General features: G+C 40.2%; 2 protein-coding genes. Both read right to left on the bottom strand.

The window, feature by feature from the left end:
- Window positions 1-87, bottom strand: an 87-nt coding sequence (locus BTV99_RS12985; RefSeq protein WP_372046654.1) for a DUF1145 domain-containing protein, incomplete at its 3' end; no start/stop codon positions are given.
- Between the two features lie 14 nt (window positions 88-101).
- The coding region (locus BTV99_RS12980; RefSeq protein WP_178377991.1) for an RsmD family RNA methyltransferase at window positions 102-306 on the bottom strand (205 nt) is incomplete at its 5' end.

The following is a 306-nucleotide window of genomic DNA, read 5'->3' as shown; positions in this document are numbered from 1 at the left end:
TGCGATGGCGGCCTTACCTGGAAACGGGTGAAAAATATTAAAAATCAAAACAAACCAAACAAAGGCGATTGCAGCCTTCGCTAGCATCAAAAGATATTTCATTATTGCTCTCTTATAAATAGTTGAAATCTAACTTGTCCTGCCACTTTTTCACGATGTAATTGCCAGCTTTCTGGCAGGGCAGGCATCTCTAATTCTTTTTCAGTCTCAATGTAAATCAGTGCCTGATCGTTCAGCCAGTGATTGTTTTCCAACAGCTCTATTGTGTCTGCTAGTAAACCTTGTCGAAACGGCGGATCAATAAAT

It is taken from the genome of Psychrobacter sp. Rd 27.2 (genome assembly GCF_001921755.1).
GTDB lineage: Bacteria > Pseudomonadota > Gammaproteobacteria > Pseudomonadales > Moraxellaceae > Psychrobacter > Psychrobacter celer.
This window is presented reverse-complemented; position numbering and strand designations above follow the sequence as displayed.